The sequence below is a fragment of the Pseudomonas sp. QLc11A genome (assembly GCF_052112305.1).
GTDB classification, from domain to species: domain Bacteria; phylum Pseudomonadota; class Gammaproteobacteria; order Pseudomonadales; family Pseudomonadaceae; genus Aquipseudomonas; species Aquipseudomonas laurylsulfatiphila.
In genome coordinates this window covers 436541-455240 of sequence record NZ_JAVAJJ010000001.1, presented here as the reverse complement: position 1 = coordinate 455240, position 18700 = coordinate 436541, and the positions used below count along the sequence as shown (strand labels likewise).

General features: G+C 58.1%; 14 protein-coding genes. 5 read left to right on the top strand and 9 right to left on the bottom strand.

The window, feature by feature from the left end; all coding sequences use genetic code 11:
* The first annotated feature begins 15 nt into the window (after nt 1–15).
* A complete protein-coding gene (locus Q8X48_RS02130) occupies nt 16–4953 on the top strand; it encodes a dermonecrotic toxin domain-containing protein (protein ID WP_407799297.1) in 4938 nt (1645 codons plus the stop codon).
* Between the two features lie 7 nt (nt 4954–4960).
* Here Q8X48_RS02130 and argR read toward each other — a convergent pair whose 3' ends face one another.
* The 7 genes from argR to acs all read right to left on the bottom strand — a co-directional run bounded on the left by argR (nt 4961) and on the right by acs (nt 13013).
* Nucleotides 4961–5953: a transcriptional regulator ArgR gene (argR, locus tag Q8X48_RS02125; protein ID WP_015096503.1), complete on the bottom strand. Its 993-nt coding sequence runs from the start codon at nt 5951–5953 to the stop codon at nt 4961–4963.
* Between the two features lie 247 nt (nt 5954–6200).
* Nucleotides 6201–6965 carry an ABC transporter ATP-binding protein gene (locus Q8X48_RS02120; RefSeq protein ID WP_007971015.1) on the bottom strand — a complete coding sequence of 255 codons (765 nt, stop codon included), beginning with the start codon at nt 6963–6965 and terminating at the stop codon, nt 6201–6203.
* Between the two features lie 27 nt (nt 6966–6992).
* Nucleotides 6993–8105 carry a M14 family metallopeptidase gene (locus Q8X48_RS02115; RefSeq protein WP_407799296.1) on the bottom strand — a complete coding sequence of 371 codons (1113 nt, stop codon included), beginning with the start codon at nt 8103–8105 and terminating at the stop codon, nt 6993–6995.
* A gap of 1 nt (nt 8106) precedes the next feature.
* A complete protein-coding gene (locus tag Q8X48_RS02110) occupies nt 8107–8805 on the bottom strand; it encodes an ABC transporter permease (protein WP_007971009.1) in 699 nt (232 codons plus the stop codon).
* Nucleotides 8802–9491 carry an ABC transporter permease gene (locus tag Q8X48_RS02105; RefSeq protein ID WP_047532379.1) on the bottom strand — a complete coding sequence of 230 codons (690 nt, stop codon included), beginning with the start codon at nt 9489–9491 and terminating at the stop codon, nt 8802–8804. The genes Q8X48_RS02110 and Q8X48_RS02105 overlap by 4 nt, the downstream gene beginning before the upstream one ends.
* A 91-nt stretch (nt 9492–9582) precedes the next feature.
* Entirely contained in the window at nt 9583–10359 is a 777-nt protein-coding gene (locus tag Q8X48_RS02100) for an ABC transporter substrate-binding protein (protein WP_008049550.1), read from the bottom strand.
* Nucleotides 10360–11057: 698 nt separating this feature from the next.
* A complete protein-coding gene (gene acs, locus Q8X48_RS02095; RefSeq protein WP_217836156.1) occupies nt 11058–13013 on the bottom strand; it encodes an acetate--CoA ligase in 1956 nt (651 codons plus the stop codon).
* 380 nt (nt 13014–13393) lie between these two features.
* Here acs and Q8X48_RS02090 point away from each other — a divergent pair, with 380 nt between their 5' ends.
* The 4 genes from Q8X48_RS02090 to Q8X48_RS02075 all read left to right on the top strand — a co-directional run bounded on the left by Q8X48_RS02090 (nt 13394) and on the right by Q8X48_RS02075 (nt 16431).
* Complete coding sequence (locus Q8X48_RS02090) at nt 13394–13762, top strand: hypothetical protein (protein WP_407802757.1); 369 nt, start codon at nt 13394–13396, stop codon at nt 13760–13762.
* 164 nt (nt 13763–13926) lie between these two features.
* Nucleotides 13927–14190, top strand: a complete 264-nt coding sequence (locus Q8X48_RS02085) for a DUF2790 domain-containing protein (protein WP_407799295.1) — start codon at nt 13927–13929, stop codon at nt 14188–14190.
* Nucleotides 14191–14380: 190 nt separating this feature from the next.
* Entirely contained in the window at nt 14381–14656 is a 276-nt protein-coding gene (locus Q8X48_RS02080; protein ID WP_015096509.1) for a hypothetical protein, read from the top strand.
* Nucleotides 14657–15183: 527 nt separating this feature from the next.
* Entirely contained in the window at nt 15184–16431 is a 1248-nt protein-coding gene (locus Q8X48_RS02075) for a ribonucleotide-diphosphate reductase subunit beta (RefSeq protein ID WP_007978181.1), read from the top strand.
* Nucleotides 16432–16535: 104 nt separating this feature from the next.
* Here Q8X48_RS02075 and Q8X48_RS02070 read toward each other — a convergent pair whose 3' ends face one another.
* Entirely contained in the window at nt 16536–18248 is a 1713-nt protein-coding gene (locus Q8X48_RS02070) for a DNA cytosine methyltransferase (RefSeq protein WP_407799294.1), read from the bottom strand.
* A 154-nt stretch (nt 18249–18402) separates the two neighbouring features.
* Nucleotides 18403–18666, bottom strand: coding sequence for a hypothetical protein (locus Q8X48_RS02065; RefSeq protein ID WP_407799293.1), 264 nt, complete (start codon nt 18664–18666; stop codon nt 18403–18405).
* Between the last annotated feature and the right edge of the window lie 34 nt (nt 18667–18700).

Genomic DNA, 18700 nt, shown 5'->3' with positions numbered 1-18700 from the left:
GGTGGACCTATCCCGATGAATACCGAAAATCCCGACATCCCTGAGACTTTCAGGCCCGACGCGCATTACCAGCATCTGATGAACGTCATTCCACCCTGGCTTCGCCAAACCACGCCAAAACGGCGTGAAGCGCTGCGCAACATCAAGCCAGTGTTGCCCACCCCCCTCAGGGATGTATCTGACGCTCAGCGCGTCGAACTTGACCGACTCATTACCCTGCAGACGGTGAGCCAGAACCGGGTCGATCAGGCCCTGGCGAATCTGCTGGACCCTGCAGCCTTCGCCGAACCCATGCTCAAGGGCGCACTCAAGACACGATTCGGCCTGGAAGCGGACGTCAGTAAAATCTTTCTGCGCCTTTACATTCCCGCGCACATACCCTGGTTGCGCCTGAAGTCCGGAGCCGCACGCACCTGGACCGTGTCGTTGCTGGACGCCGCGCTGCACAACTTCGAAAGCGCAGAAACTGAGGCCGACGCCTTTGAGCCCGCCTCGACTTACATCACTGCGCCCTCTTCCACCGGGCACTTCAGCACCCTGCCACAGATTCTGGCGACGATGCCCATCACGGCGTTCACCCAACTGTGCCGCGAACTCGACATTGGCGAGCGCTATAAAAGTTACCTGGCCGACAACCTTGGCATCAGCAACCCGGTGGCTGCGGCGATCCTGCAACCGAAAATTCGCGAAAGCCAAAAAACCGCACTGACCGTCGCCCTGCAGATGGCGCAGATGCAAAACCTGCTGACCAGCGACGTTCATCAGCCGCTCCTTCGCCTGCTCTCCGATGCACACGGCCAATCCTGGCGATGCCATGACCTGACGATCATGAATGCCCGCCTGACCGGCATCGTGCTGTTCGCCCCGGGACTGGAGCGCGCCCGCGAAGAGGTCCGGGTGGTGGCCTACATTCCTGACGACCCTGAACATCCCATCAAGCAATACCCCTCATCGGCGGCATTCGCCGAGGAGCTGAGCCAGCGCCTGCGGGCGCCCGACTATCAACAGTTTTTCAGTCGTTTTATCAATCATGAAGACCGCGGCTACTTCTTCGCCGAGCTGAACAACCGCCTCGATCCCATCACCTGGCAACCGGTCCCACCCGGCGATCCACGGCCGACCTGGAGAGAAACCCCCAACCAGCGTCCCGACCTGCAAATGGCAGTAACGCCGATCAGAGGCGACCTGTGGGTTCATCTCTATCAACGCAAACTCGACAAGATTCTCAATGACGCGCGCGTGATCGCAGTGTCGACGGCCACGGTCGACCGCAAGGCCCGATGGGCGTTATGGGACTCCTTCACGGAAATCGCCTCGGCGCTGCTGAACATCGCAGCCTTCATTGCGTTGCCGTTCGTCCCGTTCCTTGGCGAGCTGATGCTGGCTTACACGGCCTATCAACTGCTGGATGACACCTTCGAAGGTGTTGTCGACTGGGCAGAGGGCCTGACCAACGAAGCCTTCGAGCATTTCATGGGGATGGTTGAATCTGCAGTGCAATTGGGCACTTTCGCGGCAGGTGGCATGATCGCCGTCAGCGAATTTCGCGCGGTCCTGCCTCGGGAAGTCGTGCAATTCATCGACCGCTTCAACGCCGTGAAACGCCCCAATGGCGAACCCCGCTATTGGCAGCCCGACCTGACGCCTTACGAACAAACCGTCACGATCCCCAACGACGCGAAACCCGACTCGATGGGACTGCACACCCATCAAGGCAAAACCCTGCTGACACTAGACGACAGCCAATACTCCGTGGTCGAAGATCCGTCGACCGGACGCCATCGCATCCAGCACCCCACGCGTCCCGAAGCTTACCAACCCACCCTGAGGCACAACGGAAAAGGCGCCTGGCACACCGAACTCGAGCAGCCACTGACCTGGGACCAGGCCACCCTGCTGCGGCGTATCGGTCCGGACATGCAGCGTTTTTCCGCGAGCGAACGCGAGCGCATCCTCAGCATCAGCGGCTGCCACGAAAACGCCTTGCGCAAGATGCATGTCGACGCCGAACAACTACCGCCGCTGCTGGCCGACACCCTCAAACGCTTCAAGATTGATCAGGACCTGCAGATCTTCATTGATCAAATCGGCAGCAATCGTGCGGACGATTACCTGAAGGCTGATCCGCTGATGCAACTGGAACTGCTCTGCGACTACGGTAACTGGCCAGCGGACAAGGGGCTGCGACTGGTCGATGCAACAGGAGAAGCCCTCTGGGAGCGCGGCATGGGCAACCAGGTCGTGGTGCAGATCAACCTGGCGCAACTGGACGATGGCGACCTGATCAACACCCTGTTGCAACACCTCGGCAACACCGACGCGCGCTCAGTGCGCCGCTACCTGACAACGCTTGCCGCCGACAAACGGGAAACCCTCTTCAGCCAGCGCTACCGCAAAATCGAACAAGGTGCGCGCCCCTTGGTCCAGCGCATTATCGACAGCGAACCCGGTTTGCCAACCAGCCTCGCCGAAGCACTGCTCGACAGCGCCAGTGCCGCGGAACGCGAGCAACTGGAGCGTGGAACATTGTCCAAACGCCTCACGGAACTGGCACAGGAGGCCGGCCTGCAGGTGCGCGTCACTCGCGCTTATGAAGGGCTCTACCTGTACTCGACGCGCAACCATCTCGACACCGATCGCCTGGCGTTACACACCCTGGAACGCTTGCCTGGCTGGTCGGGACAACTGCGCCTGGAAATCCGCCAATACACCCACAATGGGCCGCTGATCGACAGTATTGGCGAGCCGGACGCGCCCTTGCGCAAGGTGCTGGTGTTGACCGATGAAGGGGCGTATCAGGCCTACGATGAAACCGGTGAACAGCTCAGTAGCACTGACTCCCTCTATTCCAGCTTTTTACAGGCACTGCCCGACAGCGAGCGAATCGCCCTCAACCTCAACATCGGTGAGGGCGAAAGGCTCAAGCAGCTGATTCGCACCCACGCGCTCACTCGTGAAACATTGCGTGCGCTGCTGGCGCAACGGCCGAATCTCAAACCTGCCTACGATCCGGCGGTGATGCGCTTGCTGGGCGGGGGCGATGGTTATCGCTGGATGCCGGCCAATACCCCTTCATTACAAAGCCACATTTATCGGCTGTTTCCCCATCTGAGCGCAGAGGAACTGCAAGCCTTTGCCGCACGTTTGCAAGCCAATCCCGGCGGACCGCGCGCAGAACTCCAGCGCCTGTTTTATCAACACGCGCAATTGTTTGAGCAATTGAGCACCTGGTGCGACGAGATCCCGCTGCATGTTCCGGGCACGCAAATCCGCTTGAGCGTCGAGCAGCTCGCCAGTCAACGGTATGCACGCCGACAAATGATAGCCAGATTGCTCGACTGCTGGCGGCGTCAGGCCACCTACGACAGCACCCGTGGCGTACCGGTTTCCTTTGAATTCTCCCAGCCGGTTGTTGGCGAGCTGCCAAAATTGAACGTCGATTTCCCTCAGGTGCGCAGCGTGACGCTTGAAGGTCATCGTGCCCCCCAGGGCGTGAATGATTTTTTGAAGGGATTTTCCAGTCTCAACCGCCTGGCGCTACGCAACTTCGAACTGGGACAGTTGCCGGACGCCATTGCCCAATGGCCCCAACTCGACGCACTCATCCTCAGCGACTGCGCCGTGACCCTCACAGAGCAGAGTCGCGCCACCCTGTCTGCCCTGAATCAATTGACTGCGCTCGACCTGTACAAAAACCCGCTCGGTCTGTGCCCTTCCCTGGAAAACATGCCGAAGCTGACCTACGTCGATCTTTCCGGTACCGCAATTACCCGCATTCCCGACGGCCTGGTGAATCACCCGAGCATTCGAACCGCCATTTTGAATGACAACCAGATCACCGAATTGCCCACCGCCCTCTTCGATCTGCCCGGCGACATCAGCGAGGGATTTGATTTTGGCAACAACCCTCTGTCCCCGACCACCCGGGAACACATCAAGCGTCACTATCAGCGAACCGAAAAGGACTTTGGAGTCCATGCCGAACAGGTCGATATCGATCGCGTCAAAGCCCTCTACCCAAGTCTGGACAACGAAGAGGCCAGCGACTTCGTCTATCGCTTACCCGGCACCCTCGCAGAGGGTCGAGCTGACCTGACCCGTCGCGAGCTCGAACTCACCCGACTCGGTACCGAGCTGAGCCGGTGGACGGCCGATGTGCCCGACACTCATTCCGATACTGGCGCCCCGCTGACGGCCGACGAGATGTTTGCCGAGCATGTCAAAAGAGACGAATTCAAGCAAAACCTGGAACGCTGCTGGCGCCAGATCCCCATCGAAAGCATTACCGTGGGTGAGTACGGATTCGTCTCACACCTGCCAATCTTGGGTGACCTGCCGACGCTGTCAGCCGACTTCAGTCATGTGCCCGAAATGTACCTGACGACCACCCATGGCATTGCACCTGGACTTGGCCGGTTCCTGGACAGTTTTGCCAACCTGGACACCCTGACCATACGGGGATACCACCTGGGCAATCTTCCCGAAGCCATCTTCAGAATGGGCAGGTTGTCGGTGCTGAGCTTGTCGGAGTGTGGCATTACCCTGACTCCGGAAACCGTAGAGGCCCTGGCGGGCATGGAGCACCTTGACTACTTGAGCCTGCGGGACAATCCACTCGGCCCAAGCCCTGACCTTAGCCATATGACAGAAATATCCTCACTGGACTTGAGCCACACGGGCATCACTGAAATTCCCAAGGGAGTGCTGAGCATCACGACCTGGACCGACGTCGACCTGAGCTTCAACGCCATTACCGAGATGCCGCCCGAACTCATGGAGGTGGACCCGGGTGTCGGAGAAAGCTTTGACTTCAGCGGCAACCCGTTCAATGCGCAAAGCTTGCAACGCATCGCTGCGTACTTTCGCGCAACCGAGAATGATCTGGGTATCGACGAGATAGCCGACATGCCGGAGCCAGTGGATGGGGCGCCCGACACCGACATTGAAGACTGAGTACTGGCTACCCGCGTTCCGGCGGCACCGATGACAACTCGAACGGGCTGCTGCTGCGCCGCTGGTTGCGATCTTCCCGCGGCGTGGCACCGAAGAAGTTGCGATAGGCGCTGGAGAAGTGCGGCCCCGAGGAGAAGCCACAGGACAGGCCGATCTGAATGATCGACTTGCTGGTTTGCATCAACATCTGCCGGGCCTTGTTCAGGCGCAGTTCCAGGTAGTACTGGCTCGGCACACGATTGAGGTATTGCTTGAAGATCCGCTCCAGCTGCCGACGGGACACGCACACGTGCTGGGCGATTTCGTCGGTGGTCAGCGGCTCTTCGATGTTGGCCTCCATCAGCAACACGGCTTGCGTGAGCTTCGGATGGCTGGAGCCGAGACGGTTCTGCAACGGGATACGCTGGCGCTCGCCGCCCTCGCGGATGCGCTCGACCACCAGTTCTTCGGATACGGCACCCGCCAGCTCCGCACCATGGTCGCGAGCCAACACGGCCAGCAGCAAGTCGAGCACCGACATGCCGCCGCACGCGGTCAGGCGATCGCGATCCCAGTCGAACAGGTGACTGGTGGCGATGACCTTGGGGAAACGTTCGGCGAAATCGTCCTGCCAGCGCCAATGCACGGCCGCGCGATAACCGTCGAGCAAACCGAGTTGCGCCAACGGGTAAACACCGGCCGACAGACCGCCGATCACACAACCGGAGCGCACCAGCTGTTTGAGCGCACTGCTGAGTGCCGGCGCCAGTGCGGTCGGTGGCTCGTCAGCGAGCAGGAACAGTTTCTGGAAGTTTTCCAGCTTGCCGGTCCATGCCTCACCCGGCAATTGCCAGGCGCTGTCGGCCGCGGCTTCTGTAATGGCTTCGGCCTGCAGGAACGACAGCTCGTAAACCACGTCCGGATGCACACGCTGGGCAACACGCAAGGCCTCCTCAGCCAGCGCAAGCGTCAGTGCTTTAGTGCTGGGCCAAATCAGGAAACCAATTCGATGGGCAGTCATGGCGGGCAATCCGAAACGAAGAACAGTGATGAAGGCATGGGCCAATGCTAGCCCGTAAATGAACGCAAATCTCGAAACCAACAGAGATCAAACTGTGGGAGCTGGCTTGCCAGCGATGGCGGTATCTCTGTGCCAAAGATGCAAACTGACCCACCGCTATCGCTGGCAAGCCAGCTCCCACAAGGGATCGGGACTGGCCTTTAGGTTGCGAAGCATGCACTATCCCGGTGCACAACGGCAGCCCTGATTACTTCAGGCTGCCCGAGAGGAATTGCTGCAAACGCTCCGATTGCGGATTCACCAGCACTTCGCGCGGGTTGCCGCTTTCTTCGACCACACCTTTGTGCAGGAACACCAGCTGGTTCGACACTTCACGGGCGAAGCCCATTTCGTGGGTCACCACCACCATGGTCCGGCCTTCCTGGGCCAGGGCCTGCATGACTTTCAACACGTCGCCCACCAGCTCCGGGTCGAGGGCCGAGGTCGGCTCGTCGAACAGCATCACCTCAGGTTCCATCGCCAGTGCACGGGCAATCGCCACGCGCTGCTGCTCGCCGCCGGACATGTGGCCCGGGTAAGCGTCTTTGCGATGGGCCACGCCGACCTTGTTCAGGTAGTGTTCGGCTTTTTCCCGAGCTTCGGCCTTGGACACGCCGAGCACGTGCACCGGCGCTTCCATGATGTTTTCCAGCGCGGTCATGTGCGACCACAGGTTGAAATGCTGGAACACCATCGACAGGCGCGAACGCATGCGTTGCAGCTGTTTCGGGTCGGCGGCTTTCAACGCGCCGTCCTTGTTCGCCACCAGCTTCAACTCTTCGTTGTTGAGCAGGATCTTGCCCGCGTGCGGCTGCTCCAGCAGGTTGATGCAGCGCAGGAAGGTACTTTTGCCGGAGCCACTGGAGCCGATGATGCTGATCACATCGCCGGCTGCCGCTTTCAGGGACACGCCCTTGAGCACTTCGTGACTGCCATAGCGTTTATGCAGGTCTTGGACTTCAAGTTTGTACATGCGGTCGGTTCTCACAAAAACAGTCAGTCAGTCGTTGAGCAAGCGCCCGTGACGCAGCGCTTCGCGCCCCGCCACCTTGGCCAGCCAGAAACCGGGTTGGGCATAACGCAGCCGTTCAATGGCAAACAGCACCCCGGACGTACCAGCACACACCGTGCTGACCCGATCCGCCAACGGATCGATCACTTCAAAAATCTCGTCGCCCGCATCAACCCACTCACCGGGCTTACGCAGGAAACTCACCACACCGGGGTGTGGTGCCAACAACAACTCAGTGCCTTCGAACGGCATGCCTTCGCAAGGGTCTTGCGCAGGCTTCGGCCATTCGCCACTGATCAATCCTTGCTCGGCGAGGAACGCCAGAATGCCTTCGGCGTAAGCCTCTGCTTCGGCGCGCCCGGTGTCGGCCTGACCACCCAATTCAATGGTAGTCGCCAGGCAGGCCAGCGGAATTTGCGCCTGCGGGAACAGACGCGACAGGCGCAACCACGGCAACGAACAGGCTTCGTCGAACGAACTGCCGCCGGAATCTTCCGCCAGCAAACCGACCCGCACATTCAGGTGCGCAGCCAGCGAACGCCACTGCGGCCAGTGCTGCGGCAAGGCGTACATGTGCAGTGCCGCTTCGGCGTCGCAATGCAGGTCCAGCACCACATCGGCGGTGCAGGCGTGACTGAGCAGAACGCGCTGCATGCCTTGCAACTGGCTGCTCGCCTCTGGCAAAGCGGTCAGATGATCGACCATCGCCTGACGGATCAGGCGAATGTTGGCGTGCGGATCGTCACCCAGGCTTTCTGCCAGTGCAGCCGCCACAGGTGCGCTCAACTCGACGAAATCGCGGTTGAAGTTCTTGCCGCTGCCCGCCTCGAAACGCCCTTGATGATTGCCCTGAAGCAGTTGACCCAGCCCCAGTGGATTAGCCACCGGCACCAGTTCGACCACACCATTGAGCAAGCCCTGGGCTTCGAGTTCGGCCAGACGCTTTTTCAGCTCGAACGCCGTACGCATGCCCGGCAGCTCATCGGCATGCAGGCTGGCCTGGATATACGCCTTGCGCTCGCCACTCCCGAAGCGGAACACCGAAATCCGGCGTTCGCTGCCCAGGTGGCTCCACGGCAAAGCATGATCGATGCGTTCCATATCAGTGCTTCCGCGGGGCCAGGTAGCCCAGCCAGCGGCGCTCGGCCATCTTGAACAGTTTCACCAGGATGAAGGTCAGGCACAGGTAGAACACGCCGGCGGTGATGTACGCCTCGAACGGCAGGTAGAACTGGGCGTTGACCGTGCGCGCGGCACCGGTGATGTCGATCAGGGTCACGATGGACGCCAGACTGGTGGTCTGCAGCATCATGATCACTTCGTTGCTGTACTGCGGCAGCGCCCGGCGCAGGGCCGACGGCAGCAGGATGCGCTTGTACATCTTGAACCGCGACATGCCCATGGCCTTGGCCGCTTCGATCTCGCCGTTCGGCGTGGCCCGCAGGCTGCCGGCGATGATCTCGGCGGTGTAGGCGCTGGTGTTGATCGCGAATGCCAGGCAGGCACAGAAGGTTGCGCTGGACAGCCACGGCCAGAGGAAGCTCTCACGCACCGCTTCGAACTGCGCCAGCCCGTAGTAGATCAGAAACAGCTGCACCAGCATCGGCGTGCCGCGGATCACGTAGGTATAGAGCCAGGCGGACATGTTGACCACCGAGTTCTTCGAGACGCGCATCAGGCCCAGCGGCAATGCGCACAGCAAGCCGAAGAACAGCGACAGCGCGAGCAGTTTGAGGGTGGTCACCAGGCCGCCGAAGTACAGCGGCAAGGCCTCCCAAATGACGTTGTAGTCGAAGATCATAGATCAGCCGCCCTTACGCCTACCGAGTAGCGCTTCTCAAGGTGACGCAATGCCAGCAACGACACACTGGTGATCACCAGGTACATCGCCGCCACTGCGAGGAAGAAGGTGAAAGGCTCGCGGGTGGCATCGGCCGCCTGCTTGGCCTTGAACATCATGTCCTGCAGGCCGACCACCGAAATCAGCGCGGTCGCCTTGGTCAATACCAGCCAGTTGTTGGTGAAGCCCGGAATCGCCAGGCGAATCATCTGTGGCACCAACACCCGGAAGAACACCTGGAAACTGCTCATGCCGTACGCCATGCCGGCTTCGGCCTGACCCTTGGGGATCGCCATGAACGCACCCCGGAAGGTTTCCGACAGGTACGCACCGAAGATGAAGCCCAGGGTGCCGATACCGGCGGCCAACGGATTCAGGTCGATGTACTCGTCAAAACCGAGCAGCGGTGCGACGCGGTTGAGCAGGTCCTGGCCGCCGTAGAAAATCAGCAGGATCAGCACCAGGTCGGGAATACCGCGGATCACCGTGGAATACAGGTCGCCCAGCCAGGCCAGCCAGCGCACCGGCGACAGACGCAGTGCCACGCCGATCAGGCCCAGAACGATGGCCAGGGCCATGGACGACAAGGCGAGCTGAAGCGTCAGCCAAGCGCCATCGAGGATGACAGCCCCGTAGCCTTTCAACATGATTCAGGTCCTCGAAAGTTGGGATGAAAAAATGGCGCAAACCTCAGAGATCCTGCTGCTTGCGCCATTTCGGACTTGTCGCCGGGGCGTGTTACTTGCCGTAGATATCGAAGGCGAAGTACTTGTCCTGGATTTGCTTGTACTTGCCGTTCTCGCGAATGGCGGCGATGGCGGCGTTGAGCTTGTCCAGCTCAGCCTTGTCGCCCTTGCGAACCGCGATGCCTACGCCGTCGCCGAAGTATTTGACGTCGGTGAACGCAGGGCCGACGAAGGCGAAACCTTTACCGGCGTCGGTTTTCAGGAAACCGTCATCCAGAAGCGTAGCGTCTGCCACGGTGCCGTCGAGGCGGCCGGCGGCCACGTCGAGGTAAATTTCGTTCTGCGAGCCGTATGGCTTGATCTCGGCGCCCAGCGGGGCCAGGACTTCGCGGGCGAAACGCTCGTGGATCGAACCACGCTGTACGCCGATGTTCTTGCCCTTGAGCTCAGTCAGGCCTTCGCTGACCTGGGTGCCGGCCTTCATGACCAGGCGAGCCGGGGTGTTGTAGTACTTGTTGGTGAAGTCCACGGACTTCTTGCGATCTTCAGTGATCGACATGGACGACAGGATCGCGTCGATCTTGCGCACTTTCAGTGCCGGGATCAGGCCGTCGAACTCTTGCTCGACCCACACGCACTTGACCTTCATCTCTTCACACAAGGCGTTGCCGATGTCGTAGTCGAAACCAACGATGCTGCCGTCCGGTGCTTTGGAAGCGAACGGAGGGTAAGCCGCTTCGATACCAATTTTCAGAGGCTTTTCATCGGCGAAGGATGGCAGCGACAGCACGGACAGTGCCAGGGCGCCAAGCAGCACGAGTTTCTTCATCTTGGGACTCCATCGGTAAAGGGCAAAAACGGCAGAGTGAGCGACAGCCCAATATGCGAATGAGTGGAACCGGAAAGCAGTGCTGCGTCCTACATTGCGCGTGCGAAATTTCAACACGAGCAACGACGAGCGAGTGATCGGCATTCTAACGACAGGCCCGAGGCCGATATTTCTTCAATGCGACAACTAATTACAGAAGCACCGAGAAAGTCGTTTTAGCGCATTGACAGCCCTGCGAAATCATGCAAGAGCAAAAGACATGGAACCGATCTATATTGCAAATTGCGGGCCTATTATTGGCAAACCCTTCTAATCCGGCAAGCGCAGCGTGGGGGCTTATTTTTCAGCGGTGGTTTTTAGCCCCCGATGTGGGGCCTTGCGTTTCCCAATGCCCCGCATTGATCCGACGCGGTTACACATTCAGTAACCTGAAAGATCTCGGGTAACAGTAGGAAAACGCCGACAGAGGAAACCGATATTTATTGGTAGATGTTGCTGTAGCGCCTGCCAAACCGCTATCGCGAGCAAGCTCGCTCCCACAGGGATTCGTGGTGTACACACGACCTGAGCCACACCGCAAAAACCTGTGGGAGCGAGCTTGCTCGCGATGGGGCCAGCCCGCCCAACACAAAAACCAGAGAATAAAAAAGCCCCACCCGGCGCAACGCCAGGTGGGGCTTCAGTGACTCAGAAGCCGCTTACGCGACATTCATCGTCTTGTGCGTATCAATCAAATGCTGCACCACACTCGGATCCGCCAGGGTGGAAATATCCCCCAACCCATCATATTCAGCCGTAGCAATCTTGCGCAGAATCCGCCGCATGATCTTGCCCGAACGGGTCTTCGGCAGCCCCGGTGCCCACTGAATCACATCCGGCGAAGCAATCGGCCCGATCTCCTTGCGCACCCAGTTCTTCAGTTCCAGGCGCAGTTGCTCGTTCGGCTCCTCGCCGTTTTTCAGGGTGACGTAGACATAAATGCCCTGTCCCTTGATGTCGTGCGGTACACCGACCACCGCCGCTTCGGCGACTTTCGGGTGCGCGACCATCGCGCTTTCGATCTCGGCGGTGCCCATGCGGTGGCCCGAAACGTTGAGCACGTCGTCCACGCGACCGGTGATCCAGTAATAGCCATCGGCATCGCGACGGGCGCCGTCACCGGTGAAGTACATGCCGCGGAAGGTCTTGAAGTAGGTGTCGACGAAGCGATCATGGTCGCCAAACAGCGTACGCGCCTGGCCCGGCCACGAATCGAGAATCACCAGGTTGCCCTCGGCCTCGCCTTCGATGATGTTGCCCAGGTTGTCCACCAGGGCCGGTACCACGCCGAAGAACGGACGCGCCGCCGAGCCCGGCTTGAGGGCATGAGCGCCCGGCAGCGGGCTCATCATGTTGCCGCCGGTTTCGGTCTGCCACCAGGTGTCGACGATCGGGCAGCGGGACTTGCCGACGTTCTTGTAGTACCAGTCCCAGGCTTCCGGGTTGATCGGCTCGCCCACCGAACCCAACAGGCGCAGGCTGCTGCCATCGGCGCCTTCAACAGCGGCGGTGCCCGAGGCCATCATGGCGCGGATCGCGGTCGGCGCCGTGTAAAGGATGTTGACCTTGTGTTTGTCGACGATCTTCGCCACCCGGGTGATGTCCGGGTAGTTCGGCACGCCTTCGAACAGCAGGGTGGTCGCGCCGTTGGCCAGCGGGCCGTAGACGATGTAGCTGTGGCCGGTGACCCAGCCGACGTCGGCGGTGCACCAGTAGATTTCGCCCGGACGGTAGTCGAACACGCGCTCGTGGGTCATGGCGGCGTACAGCAGGTAGCCGCCGGTGGTGTGCTGCACGCCCTTCGGCTTGCCGGTGGAGCCCGAGGTGTAGAGGATGAACAGCGCTTCTTCGGCACCCATCTCTTTTGGCGCGCACACGGTGCCGGCCACTTTCATCAGGTCCTCAAACCAGATGTCGCGGTGCTGGTTCCACTTGATCTCGCCACCGGTGCGCTTGCACACGATGACTTTCTGGATGCTGCTGGTTTCCGGGTTGGTCAGGGCGTCGTCGACGTTGGCCTTGAGCGGGATCTTCTTGCCGGCACGAATGCCTTCGTCGGCGGTGATCACCACCTTCGAGCGGCAGTCGATGATGCGACCGGCCAGGGCTTCCGGCGAGAACCCGCCGAACACCACCGAGTGGATCGCGCCGATCCGGGTGCAGGCCAGCATGGCGACCACGGCTTCGGGGATCATCGGCATGTAGATCGTCACCACGTCGCCGCGGTGCACGTCCTGGCCGCGCAGGGCGTTGGCGAACTTGCAGACCTGCTCGTGCAGCTCGCGGTAGGTGATGTTGCGGCTTTCGGCAGGGTCATCGCCTTCCCAGATGATCGCGACCTGGTCGCCGCGCTCGGCCAGATGACGGTCGAGGCAGTTGTAGGAAACGTTCAGGGTGCCGTCGGCGAACCACTTGATGTCGACATGGTGATCGTCGAAGGAGGTCTGCTTCACCGTGGTGAACGGCTTGATCCAGTCGAGGCGCTTGGCTTGCTCGCGCCAGAAGCCGTCCGGGTTGACGACCGACTGCTGGTACATGGCCTTGTAGGTCGCCTCGTCGGTCAGGGTATTGGCCAGAACCTCGGGACGAACGGGATACAGGGAAGCCGCACTCATCTTTCTTACCTCGGTGGAATAGTTGTTTTTGTATGACCCTGTTGTAGCCGGGCCGGGCCTATAGAACCATTCGACGATGGTAGTAACAAGCCCACACAAAATGTCGTGAATACCCGTCAACCCCAATACCACCGCGGCACCTGTGGGAGCGAGCCTGCTCGCGATGGTCGTCAACGATAACGCGCCCAATCTGACACCCCGAGGTGTTCTCTGGCTCATCGCGAGCAAGCTCGCTCCTACAAAGCGGTACCTGTAGGAGCGAGCCTGCTCGCGATGGTCGTCAACGATAACGCGCCCAATCTGGCACCCCGCGGAGCTCTCTGGCTCATCGCGAGCAAGCTCGCTCCTACAAAAGCGGTACCTGTAGGAGCGAGCTCGCGATGGTCGTCAACGATAACGCGCCCAATCTGACACCCCGCGGTGCTCCCTGGCTCATCGCGAGCAGGCTCGCTCCTACAAAAGCGGTACCTGTAGGAGCGAGCCTGCTCGCGATGGTCGTCAACGATAACGCGCCCAATCTGACACCCCGCGGTGCTCCCTGGCTCATCGCGAGCAGGCTCGCTCCTACAAAAGCGGTACCTGTAGGAGCGAGCTCGCTCGCGATGGTCGTCAACGATAACGCGCCCAATCTGACACCCCGCGGTGCTCCCTGGCTCATCGCGAGCAGGCTCGCTCCTACAAAAGAACAGGCTATTCAGGGATTGTTACAGGATCTGTCAAAGGTGTTTATCAAAACCACGTCTATATGAACGTATCCAGCCCCCCTAAAATCTGCCACGCCAACAAGGCAACCTGATTAACCAAGTTACAGCCCCCACGAAGGCAGTTAATCAAACACCCAGGTACTGAAGCTCCACACGCAATCTCAAAAGGATTGCGTGCCCCCACTCGACCCTAGAAAGGTAAAACTTAAATGAAAGCTTTATTGGTTCTGGCCCTCGGCAGCGTGTGCGCAACCGCCATGGCAAGCGAGGTGCCGACTGATGTCGCGCAGCAACAACCGCCCGTTGAGGAATACACTTACTCGATGAATCTGGACATCGCCAAAGTGATCTCGATGAGCGAAGCACCGAATGTTTGTGAAGTTGTCCCCATGAAAATGGAATACGAAGATTCCAACGGTCAACGGCATATCCTGCGTTACAGCGCGATGGGCAACGGTTGCTCTAACGGCTGATCCCTGCTTCACACCTCCCCCCAATAAGGTTCGACCCACCCGCCGCGATCAGGCAGATGAAGCGCCGAACCTTAATAATCGATTAATTCGATTGTTTTAAGCATTTATTTGCGCTTTTTAATCAAATTAATCGGCGTAGTATCCAATTCAACCCAAGACAAACAACGCCCACGAATCCGGAGCACTGACCATGAAAACCCAACTGATCCTCGCCCTGACCCTCTCCGTCCTGGCTGCCAACACCTTCGCCGCCGATGGTTACGACCGCACCGGCTCGGCCGCCTACACCACTGAAGCGGCTGTCGCTTCCGACGGTTACGACCACACCGGTTCAGCCCGCCTCGCCGCCGATGGCGCAGACCATGTAGGCGCCGGCAAACTGGCCTCCGACGGCGCTGACCACACGGGCGCCGCCCGCCTCGCCGCCGATGGCGCCGATCACGTCGGTGCAGGTCGCCTGAGCTGATCCACCCGCGTGACTTCACAGCCCGGCTTCGGTCGGGCTTAGTTGTGTCTGGAGCCTGAGAAAACCCCACAGAAACACAAGATGTAGTGAAAAAAACCTTTTTTGGTTATTTCTTGTACAAAAAATTCCCGGGGCAAAAAATTAAGAAAAAAAATCTTCCCCCACCAAAACCGTTCAAAGCCCTGTAAACCCTCGCTCCGACCGAAATACGGCCCCCGTCGACCGATCCGTGAGCCATTTCGCCGCACCACAGCACGCAAAACTTCCCTATAATGCGGCCTTAAACGGGCCTGCAATATCCCCTTACAGGGATGAAAAGCCAGTCTGAAGCCCCGCACAGGCGCTTGCCGCTTGCTGCGCCCATCAGTGGCTCTCGGAACCCCGTACAAAATTCTGTTTGATGCCTGCGTATAGCTGCTGCAAAAAACGATTCCTTTAGATCCAACGCGGCCAGTAAGGCCGTGTGAAAAACCAACCTATCCATTTTCACACGGGCACTCTGGCCCTCACGCAGGAGACGACACGTCATGCTGAGCTGGGACGAATTCGACAAAGAAGACACGGAAGTAGCAGTCAAGAGCGCCAACGCTGGCCACGCCACCGAAGCCAACATGGACCGTCTCGACAGCGCCGGCGGTGCCGCCGCCCTGGAAGCCCGTGCCGTGACCGCCGCTGACTCCGCCGCCGTTGCCCGCGCCAAAGCCGCCCTGGATTCCCTCGACGTCGCCGAAGGCCTCGCCGAACTCGAAGGCGCCTCCGCCCGTGTCGCCGTTGACGAAAAACGCATGATCAACTGCCGCGCCGACCTCAACCAACTCGTGCCATTCAAGTACGACTGGGCCTGGCAGAAGTACCTGGACGGCTGCGCAAACCACTGGATGCCGCAAGAAGTCAACATGACCGCCGACATCGCCCTCTGGAAAAACCCGGAAGGCCTGACCGACGACGAGCGCCGCATCGTGATGCGCAACCTCGGCTTCTTCTCCACCGCCGACTCCCTGGTTGCCAACAACTTGGTCCTGGCCGTGTACCGCCTGATCACCAACCCGGAATGCCGCCAGTACATCCTGCGCCAGGCCTTCGAAGAAGCGATCCACACCCACGCCTACCAGTACTGCATCGAATCGCTGGCCATGGATGAAGGCGAAATCTTCAACATGTACCACGAGATCCCGTCGGTCGCGAAAAAAGCCACCTGGGGCCTGAAATACACCCGCTCGATCTCCGATCCGAAGTTCGAAACCGGCACCGTCGAAACCGACAAAGAACTGCTGCGCAACCTGATCGCCTACTACTGCGTCCTGGAAGGCATCTTCTTCTACTGCGGCTTCACCCAGATCCTCTCCATGGGCCGCCGCAACAAAATGACCGGCGTCGCCGAGCAGTTCCAGTACATCCTGCGCGACGAATCCATGCACCTGAACTTCGGCATCGACGTGATCAACCAGATCAAAATCGAAAACCCGCATTTGTGGGATGCTGAAATGAAGGAAGAAGCTTCGCAGATGATTCTGCAGGGCACTCAGCTGGAGATCGAATACGCGCGTGACACCATGCCTCGTGGGGTATTGGGCATGAATGCAGCGATGATGGAGGACTACCTGAAGTTCATCGCTAACCGTCGTTTGAGCCAGATTGGTTTGAAGGAAGAGTATCCAGGGACGACTAACCCGTTCCCTTGGATGAGCGAGATTATGGACTTGAAGAAAGAGAAGAACTTCTTTGAGACTCGGGTTATTGAGTATCAGACTGGTGGGGCTTTGAGCTGGGATTGATTCTGGGTTTATTAGCGACTCGCTAATCGCATTTAAATAGCAGAACTAAAAAGCCCCGATCTAATCGGGGCTTTTTAGTTTCAACAGCTAATATTCAAGCAAGCTTAGGCGTAGCTCTCTTCACCCTTCGCCTCTTCAGCAAAGCGTTGGTCGTAATCCCTTACCTTGTCGAACAGGATACCAAACACCACTTTCGAGATCTTCGACGCCAGTAATGGGGGCACTGCGTTTCCAACTTGGTGGAACTGGTCGGTTCTGCTGCCTTGGAAGAAATAGTTATCTGGAAATGTTTGAATACGGGCGGCTTCTCTAACAGACAAACTCCGGCATTGAGTTGGATCGTAATGGATAAAATAGTGTCCGTCTTTGGAAATATGACTTGTAATAGTTGTGGCGCACCTATCTTCAACCTGAACTCTAAATCGATCGCTAAACTTTCCTGTTTCCCAGTTCTTATGGTCGGGTGCCAGCCCTTTTAGGAAAAACCCCTCATGCCCTTTAGGCGAAGAACCATGAAGCTTTGCATACACAGCAGCAAATAGGTATCTACGTAGATCCGTCGGCATATGCCCACGAGACTCATGATTTAACCAATAGTCTAATTTTTCGTCTAAATACCATTCGTCCAAGCTCGAACTATTGGTCGAGCCATCATCCTTCGTATCCTTTCTTTTTACCCTTTTCCCGCCAGGGCTCACCGGCACTTCTGGTCCCTCAAAGGCTCTAGACAGATCTTGAAACCCGGACCATAGCTCTACGTTGATAGGATTGGTGTGGCTTTGAAGATGATCCAGCTGTTCTGTAACAACATCAATCCAGCCTGCTTGGCTGTCCTCGGTTTTTGAAAGGCCACTGCGAAGTCTAGGCAGGTTATTTAGCACTTGACCTACTGAAACTCTTGACTCTTTGCATTTCTCAGAAGCCAGCTTTACCCAATCATTCGATGCTGGGAGACTATCTGTAGCAATACCTAAAAGGATTACCCGATGCCTTGCTTGGGGAATACCATAATCCTCCGCCCTAATGATAAAGGCTTTTGGATCAATCTTTTCCACATCCTCACCAGGACCGAAAGAACTGCCAGTTACCAGAGAGTAGATACGGTACTGTTTGCCCGCTCCCTCTAGGTGAAGAGCTTGGCCAGGGTCCGATAGGTCCTTCAAAATGTTCGAAAATATCCGCTCATTGTTCACCTTGGAAGAGAGAATTCCCTTTACATTTTCCATGACGAACATTGTGGGCTGCCTCTCCCGAATGATTCGCAGGTATTCCTTGTATAGGAAATGTCGGTGGTCTTCCTCTGCCTTGTAATCAACCTTGGACTGGTTCCGCGCACGCCCAACAATAGAATATGCCTGACATGGAGGTCCACCGATAAGCACCCATGGTCGCTTATCCTTCAGTTTGTCGTCCAGAACGTCATCTAGAGTTGTATTACCTTCGCCACTCCCCAGAGTGATGCATTGAGCCTCCTCTCCCGCCAGGCCCCACAAGTCCTCCGTATCAACAGATGGCTTAAAAGTGTCAGGGGCTTTTGGATCATTGCAAAAATTGTAGTACTCGAAAAGCAGATCTGGTCTTCGCTTTTTGAGCAACCGATAGAACGCTCGTAACCGAAGGGTTTGCCATGCCTTTGGGTCTTTTTCAGCAGAAATGACAATTTCGAAGCGATTACCCTCGCCGGACGACGTAAAACCCTCGCCAAGTCCTCCGGGGCCAGCAAAGAGATCTACGACCTGGATCGGCTTATTGAGAAATCCGATAGGCTCAGGGGTCACATCTTCTGGAAGATTCAGATTTATCTGGAAATCATTCATGGACATAGTCAGCAAAGAAGTCGGGGCTCGCATGATGGCGAGCATTAGTGATAGCAACTCATCCCCAGAAATCAAAATCCGGCGTTTGCTGCATCGGCATGCCTTCAGGTATCGATTGCACCAATGAAATCTTCCAAGCAAACCCGAGTAAGTGTTAGCTCGTCACCGGGCATGCATCTTCGCTCATGGTTGCTTCTAGCAAAGCCCCCCCCCAAGCAGGCAAACCAAATTCAACCAGAATGTGAAGCATGACCTCAGGAACCGAGACGAGCTGCTCAAGCAAGGCAGGCGAGTAGTCGAACTCTGGTAGTGCGGGATACGCATGCCGGAAGCAGAGATGAAGCAAATTCTGAAAATAATCCCGGATTGTAATCAAAAACACGTATTTTGGCCCGGCTTTTCCGATCGAGTCGCCCAAGCAATCAGCTCACGATGGCCTAAATTAATCGGTT